Below are 4,686 nucleotides of genomic sequence, written 5' to 3' on the forward strand. Positions count from 1 at the left end.
GTGCCGCTGCGAAGCGACGAAGGAGCCAGCAGCGGCACCCGAAAACCGAGACCAAGGGCGCCGAAAACCCGCCGCAGCGAAGCGGAGGCCAAATTATCTGCGCGTGGAGCGGCTGGCTGCTCGGCGTTGGGCTCGGTTGCCCGGGTAGTGGGGTAGCTGGGGACGATCCTCGGCCTCGTAACGGTCGTAGGCGTCGACGATTTCCGCTACCAGCCGGTGCCGGACCACGTCGCTCGAGGTGAGTTCGGCGAAGTGGATGTCATCGATGTCGGTGAGGATATCGCTGACCACGCGCAGGCCCGACCTCGTCCCGCCGGGCAGATCGACCTGGGTGATATCGCCGGTGACGACGATCTTGGAACCGAAGCCGAGCCGGGTCAGGAACATCTTCATCTGCTCGGGCGTGGTGTTCTGCGCCTCGTCCAGGATGATGAAGGAGTCGTTGAGCGAGCGGCCGCGCATGTAGGCCAGCGGCGCCACCTCGATGACACCGGACTGCATCAGCTTCGGAATGGCTTCCGGGTCCATCATGTCGTGCAGCGCGTCGTAGAGCGGGCGCAGGTACGGGTCGATCTTCTCGTTCAGCGTGCCGGGCAGGAACCCGAGGCGCTCGCCCGCCTCCACCGCGGGACGCGTGAGGATGATCCGGCTGACCTGCTTGCCCTGCAGCGCCTGCACGGCCTTCGCCACCGCCAGGTAGGTCTTGCCCGTACCCGCGGGGCCGATGCCGAACACGACCGTGTGCTCATCGATGGCGTCGACGTAGCGCTTCTGGTTCAGCGTCTTGGGACGGATGGTCTTGCCGCGACGGGACAGGATGTCCAGGCTCAGCACCTCGGCCGGGGAATCGGAGGATCCCTCGGTGAGCATGGAGAACGTGTGCCGCACCGCCTCCGGCGTCACCACGCGGTTGCGCCCGGTCAGTGCCACCAGCTGCTCGATGACTCGCTCGGCGAGCGCGACGTCGGCGGCTCGGCCGGTCAGCGTGACCGAATTGCCGCGGACATGAATATCGGCGTCGAGCAGACGCTCGAGTTCCCGGAGATTCTCGTCGGCCGAGCCGAGGAAGCCGAAGACTGATTCAGGAGCGAGTTCGATGCTGGAACGTACGGTCCGTGCGGCGGGGCTGGAGCCGTTGCCGCCGGCGCCGAGGCCGGCCTGGGGAGTAGTCGGGTCGCCGATGTCGCCTGAGGTTCGCAATAGGTGCTATGGCCTGCTTTCGTTCTCGAGCGTGTCGATTCGTTGTGCTGAAAGTTTAGCTCGGACCACCGACAACTCCCAGTGAATATGCGGCCACCAGCAGGTCACGGGCGCATTCCGCTAGGTTTCGCCGAGCGCGAACAGGGTACGCGCGATTCAGCGCTGCGACCAGTCGAAAGCGAAGTCGCGGAAACGCCGGACGGCGTCGGAGGGTACCGCGGTCGCGGACCAGATCAGCCCGGCCGCCCGCACCGCACCCGGGTCGGCCAACGGCAGCAGGACCGGGGCGGGTTGCGGCCCGCGCACCGGCGTCTCTTCCATGGGCAGCAGCGCGACCCCCATCCCGGCGGCCACCAGACCCGCGACGGTCACCAGGTCCGTGGATTCCAGGCCGATGCGCGGACGGAAATCGGCTGCGGCACAGAGGTCGTCGAAGATGCGTCGCATGCCGAAGCCGGTGGGCATGGCGATGAACTCGGTGTCCGCGGCCTCGGCCAGCCGCACCTGCCGCCGCCCGGCGAGCCGGTGTTCGGCCGGTACCGCCAGCGCCAGCCGCTGCCGCAGCAGCATCCGCCAGCCGAGCCCCGCGACCGCCGGTTTCGGCGACACCAGGCCCAGATCGGCCTCGCCGTCCAGCACGTGTGCCGTCACCACCTGGGCCGCGTCCTGGCGGAGGCTGAAGGTGATGCGCCCCGAGCCGCGACGGAACCCCGCGACCAGATCCGGAACCAACCGTGCGCCGAACGAGTGCACGAACGACAGCCGCACGACGCCCTTGGCGGGGTTCGCGAGGTCCGCCAGTTCCCGTCGGGCCGCGTCCAGTTCCGCTTGTGCGCGGCGGGCGTGTTCGTAGTAGACGCGGCCGGAGTCGTTGAGCGTCAGGCGTTTTCCGTGCCGGTCGAACAGCCGCGCGCCGAGCCGGTGCTCCAGCCGGGCCAGCATGCGCGACAGCGTCGGCTGGGCGAGATGCAACTGATCGGCGGCCGCGCCGACACGTTCCAGTTCGGCGAGCGTGAGAAACCAGTGCAAATCGTCACTCGGCACGCGCGTCCTCTTCCGCTAGACCTTCACTAATGCCGCTCGGGCATGAACTTCGTGATCATTATGCATTTCCTTTCGAATGGACCGGCGTCGATGCTGGGGATATGACCACCACACCGGCCCCGACGTCGCCCGATACCTCGGCACACGACCGCCGGATCACACTGGCGTTGTTCGCGGCGGGGCTGACCACGTTCGCCTCGATGTACAGCGCACAGGCGATGCTGCCGAGCCTGTCGACGGCGTTCTCCGCGACACCGGCGCACGCGGCGCTGGCGGTATCCCTGACTACCGGACTGCTGGCGGTGGCGATCGTCCCGGTGAGCGTGCTGTCGGGCCGGTTCGGGCGGACCCGCGTGATGGTCACTTCGGCCGTGGTGTCGAGCGTGATCGGATTGGCGCTGCCGTTCAGCCCGACGCTGGATGTGCTGCTCGCCGGGCGCGCGATCCAAGGCCTGGCGCTGGCGGGTGTGCCCGCCGTGGCGATGGCCTATCTGGCCGAGGAGATCGGCACCGCGGGCCTGGGTGCGGCGATGGGAATCTACGTGTCCGGCACGACGATCGGAGGGCTCGCCGGGCGGCTGCTTCCGGCGGTCACGCTGGAGCTGGGGTCGTGGCGGTGGGCGGACGCCGCGGTGGCGGTGGCCGCGGCGGTGTGCGCGGTGTGGTTCGTGCGGTCGCTGCCGCCGTCCCGGCAGTTCGTCGCCCGGCCGCTCGGGATCCGTTCGCTGGCAGGCGATCTCGTCGGGCATCTGCGCCATCGCACCCTGCTGCCCCTGTTCGGGCTGGCATTCCTGCTGATGGGTGGCTTCGTCTCGATGTACAACTTCCTCGCGTACCGGCTCATCGGCGAGCCGTTCGGATTGTCCGCCGCCACAGCGGGTTCCGTCTTCCTGATGTACCTGGCGGGCACCGTCACCTCCGCCACCGCGGGCCGCCTGGCCGACCGGCACGGACGCGCCCGCATCCTCGCGATCTCGGTGGCGACGATGGCCGCCGGTCTCCTGATCACCCTTCCCGACAGCCTGCCACTCGTCCTGATCGGCGTGTTGTTCTGTACCGCAGGATTTTTCGGCGCCCACTCGGTCGCCAGCGGCTGGGTCGGCGCCGCCGCCACCGGCAACCGAGCCACCGCGTCCTCCCTCTATTTGTTCGCCTACTACCTGGGCAGCTCACTGATCGGCGGCGCCGCGGGCATCGCCTACGGCCTCCACGGCTGGGCGGGCCTGGTCGTCTACATAGCCGCCCTACTCACCATCGCGGCAGCCCTCACCACAACCCTCACCCTGCAATCCCGCCGTCAGGTGTGATGCCGGTCACATCCTGGCACCGTCGGGAACCGTGACCCCTCCGGAGCGTCCAAAGCCATGAGGGACAACACCGTTCGGAACGAAGGAATACACATGAGACTTCGGATGACTACCGTTCTCGTCTGCACGGCGATCGCGGGTTTCGGTCTGGTCACCGCCGGTGCGGCCGTGGCGACGCCGCCGGTCGTGCAGGTGGACCACCACCATCCCGGCCCGCCGGAGGGCTGCCCGCCGCCTCCGCTGGGTCCGAACGGCAAGCTGCTGCCGCCGCCGATCGGCCCCGACGGCAAGCCGCTGCCGCCGCCGACCGGAACCAACGGTCAGCCGTGCACCCCGCCCAACGGACACCCACCGATCCCGGGCGCCTGACTCCCTTCTCACACAAGGCACTTCCCCGCCGCCAGGCACCTAGCGGTGCAGGCAGTGGACGACACGGCCGCCCTGTTCAGGCTGAGCCCTCACGTTGCGTGGGTACGTGAGGGCCCGCTCGAGCAGGGTTCCGTGCCGCCGAAGACCGTTGTCGCCGACCAGCATTCGTGACGAGACGCCGCGCAACCAACCCAATCGGTGCGCCACACAACCAATCAGCGCGCCATACAAACCAATCGGTGCGCGGCGCAACCAATCAGTGCCCCACACAACCAATCAGTGCGCGGCGCAACCAATCAGTGCGCGGCGCGACGAATCGGTGCGCGGCGTCTCAGCGATTCGAGTGCAGTCACCAGCGCGGTATGGCTACCAGCGCGGGGTCAAGGCGCCCAGCGCGCCGAGGGCGACGGCGGCGGCGGTCGAGGTGCGCAGGACGGTGGGGCCCAGTAGTACCGCGGAAGCGCCTGCTTCGGCGAGGGCCGTGAGTTCGCCGTCGTCCAAGCCGCCTTCCGGGCCGACGATCAGCACGATCCGGGAGGCCGTCGCGACGGGCAGGTCGACGAAGCGCGATCGGCCGGACTCGTGCAGGGCGGCCACGACACCGTTATCTGCCTTGGTTTTCCGCACCAACTCCAGCACGTCCGGCGTGCGATGCAGGTCCAGGACCTCGGGAATGTAGGCCCGGCGCGACTGCCGGGGCCCCCCCCCGGCGGCCCGCGGCCGGGCGCCCGAACGACACCAGAGCACCGAGTAACCGGTCTGCATC

General features: G+C 68.9%; 5 protein-coding genes. 2 read left to right on the forward strand and 3 right to left on the reverse strand.

Translation table 11 applies throughout. The features are described 5' to 3' along the window. Positions 1-93: 93 nt before the first annotated feature. Positions 94-1,182, reverse strand: a complete 1,089-nt coding sequence (locus tag QH470_RS05895) for a PhoH family protein (RefSeq protein ID WP_280271243.1) — start codon at positions 1,180-1,182, stop codon at positions 94-96. Between the two features lie 174 nt (positions 1,183-1,356). Then, entirely contained in the window at positions 1,357-2,244 is an 888-nt protein-coding gene (locus QH470_RS05900) for a LysR family transcriptional regulator (protein WP_280271239.1), read from the reverse strand. Between the two features lie 101 nt (positions 2,245-2,345). On the opposite strand from QH470_RS05900, the gene QH470_RS05905 reads away from it, so the two are divergent. Next, positions 2,346-3,551 carry an MFS transporter gene (locus QH470_RS05905; protein ID WP_280271240.1) on the forward strand — a complete coding sequence of 402 codons (1,206 nt, stop codon included), beginning with the start codon at positions 2,346-2,348 and terminating at the stop codon, positions 3,549-3,551. Between the two features lie 105 nt (positions 3,552-3,656). Then, positions 3,657-3,920, forward strand: coding sequence for a hypothetical protein (locus QH470_RS05910; RefSeq protein ID WP_280271241.1), 264 nt, complete (start codon positions 3,657-3,659; stop codon positions 3,918-3,920). A gap of 366 nt (positions 3,921-4,286) precedes the next feature. On the opposite strand, the gene QH470_RS05915 is transcribed toward QH470_RS05910, so the two are convergent. Continuing rightward, positions 4,287-4,686: RsmE family RNA methyltransferase (locus QH470_RS05915; RefSeq protein ID WP_280271242.1), on the reverse strand; the 400-nt coding region annotated here is incomplete at its 5' end.

Origin of the sequence: Nocardia wallacei (assembly GCF_029868745.1) — a bacterium.
Lineage (GTDB): Bacteria > Actinomycetota > Actinomycetes > Mycobacteriales > Mycobacteriaceae > Nocardia > Nocardia wallacei_B.

Coding starts and splice junctions, on each gene's coding strand:
- QH470_RS05905 (WP_280271240.1), top strand. CDS start 2,346: ATGACCACCACACCGGCCCCGACGTCGCCCGATACCTCGGCACACGAC.
- QH470_RS05910 (WP_280271241.1), top strand. CDS start 3,657: ATGACTACCGTTCTCGTCTGCACGGCGATCGCGGGTTTCGGTCTGGTC.